The 1,921-nt window shown below is 30.6% G+C and carries 3 protein-coding genes; 2 read left to right on the top strand and 1 reads right to left on the bottom strand.

The window, feature by feature from the left end:
- Window positions 1-111: 111 nt before the first annotated feature.
- Window positions 112-396: a hypothetical protein gene (locus F0000_RS27145; protein WP_149627827.1), complete on the bottom strand. Its 285-nt coding sequence runs from the start codon at window positions 394-396 to the stop codon at window positions 112-114.
- 322 nt (window positions 397-718) lie between these two features.
- On the opposite strand from F0000_RS27145, the gene F0000_RS27140 reads away from it, so the two are divergent.
- Both F0000_RS27140 and F0000_RS27135 read left to right on the top strand, forming a co-directional pair.
- The gene (locus tag F0000_RS27140) at window positions 719-1,492 is read left to right on the top strand and encodes an SIR2 family protein (RefSeq protein WP_255452920.1); all 774 of its coding nucleotides are present in this window, start codon (window positions 719-721) and stop codon (window positions 1,490-1,492) included.
- A 56-nt stretch (window positions 1,493-1,548) separates the two neighbouring features.
- Window positions 1,549-1,872: a hypothetical protein gene (locus tag F0000_RS27135; protein ID WP_188112318.1), complete on the top strand. Its 324-nt coding sequence runs from the start codon at window positions 1,549-1,551 to the stop codon at window positions 1,870-1,872.
- Window positions 1,873-1,921 lie beyond the last annotated feature (49 nt).

Below are 1,921 nucleotides of genomic sequence, written 5' to 3'. Positions count from 1 at the left end.
TCAAAATATGGGAAGTGTAATTATAATCTTGGGACAGGGTTATAATTACACTTCCTTTTTTAACTCACACATTTAGTATGATACTACCCTAAAAAATGGATTGCCCTATTATCAACATAATTTACAAAATCTATTACCTCTTTTTCTTTTATTATTCTCAGGGCTAGTCTTCCCCTTCTTTTCAGGTGGTCTCACACTACTAGAAGCCTCACCAGTCTTTTTTTTCTTAGGAGGATAAGTTAAGTCATGAGAAGAAGGGTCTGTTCCAAAGCTTTGGCTTTTATAAAATCCTGTTGAATTGGAATTTAAGCTATCAACTACAATGCGGTTATTCAATGATTTTATATGATTCGTAATTGCCTTAGCACCTCCTTTACCTGCACCAATCAAATTCAATAACCGATATTAAGGGAAATTACACCTTAAATAAAAGAATTTGTACATTTGGATATAAAACAAGGAATCTTTAGATTAAACATATGAGAATTAAAGGAGAAATGTCTACTATGATTTCTTAAAGTAGCTTTTTGTGAAAGTATTATAGCTTAAAATAAATAACATAAGAACATTTGTTGGATGTAGATAAGTATTCTCTTATTTTACATTTCATTATTTTAAGAGTTTAATACAATATTGTGGTTTTCCGTAATTAGTTGATTTTTAGATATCTTATTTTAGATTTATTAGATTAAAAAAACAAGTATTAAAAAAACTTTAAATGAAGGAAAATTTGAATCTTGTCTATGATGCTTTTTTAAGGTCTTTCAAAAGAAATACAGACGTTCCTCATTCAATCTTGTTAGGTGCTGGGGCTTCAATAAGTTCAGGAATTCAATCTGCATATGGCTGTATCTGGGAATGGAAAAAAGACATTTATCTTTCCAAAAACATAAACGCATCTGATTATTTTAAAAACTACAAAGAGGATTCTGTTAGAAAAAGTATTCAAAAATGGTTAGATAGTCAAGGAGAATTCCCTGAATTAGATTCAAATGAAGAATATTCGTTTTTTGCAGAAAAGGCATATCCAATTAGTGATGATAGAAGAAAATATTTTTTAAGTCTAATAGAAAATAAAGAGCCATACATTGGATATAAACTTTTATGCCTACTAGCAGAGCATAATATTATTAAATCTGTTTGGACTACTAATTTTGATGGACTTATTGTTCGCTCTGCTCATCAAAACAAACTAACACCAATAGAAATAAATCTAGATAATATAGATAGAATCTATCGGAATCAAAGCAACAAAGAGCTTCTAGCAATCTCTTTTCACGGTGATTATAAATTCAGTTCATTAAAGAATACAGTCGAAGAGTTAGATTCTAAAAATGAAGTATTTATTGAACATCTATCTAATTATCATCTAGATAAAAACTTAATAATTATTGGTTATAGCGGAAGAGATAGGTCTTTAATCAATAGAATTCCTCGATGCTCTGCATCGGAGGTTTTAGAGGAAAGTTTGAAAACGGATGGTTTTCATTAAATTGTAAAACTTTCTTCCGTTGAATACCCCTATGGCTCTGCCTCGGGGATTCTTTATTGGATGCTTTAAAAAAAGCTTTCACTCGCAAAGGAGCTGGAAGATTATATTGGTGTGGTTATGGAAGTGAAATATCGAATGAAATAACTAACTTAATTAGGATTATTCGAGCTTCTGGAAGAGAAGCCCATTATGTAACAACAGACGGATTTGATAAAACTATAATTCATTTGGCTAAATCAGCATTTGAGGATAATGATTCTCTTTCACAAGAAATTAAAAATGCACTTGATAGTTCTGAAATGGATGGCTATTTCGGAGTGACCGTGCCACCTATTTCGGTCAAATGGTGCCACTTTGAGAGATACTGCAATTATAGTTAAATTTTATTATTATTGGTTTTTTAATTTTCCTTTTCTTAACGATTCACCC

Origin of the sequence: Aquimarina sp. RZ0, from assembly GCF_008370685.1 — a bacterium.
Taxonomy (GTDB): Bacteria; Bacteroidota; Bacteroidia; order Flavobacteriales; family Flavobacteriaceae; genus Aquimarina.
The sequence above is the reverse complement of the archived record's forward strand: the minus strand, read 5'-3'. Positions and strand labels throughout refer to the sequence as shown.

Bases quoted from the DNA above. Each gene is read 5' to 3' on its own strand.
- F0000_RS27140 (WP_255452920.1), top strand. From the start codon at position 719: ATGAAGGAAAATTTGAATCTTGTCTATGATGCTTTTTTAAGGTCTTTC.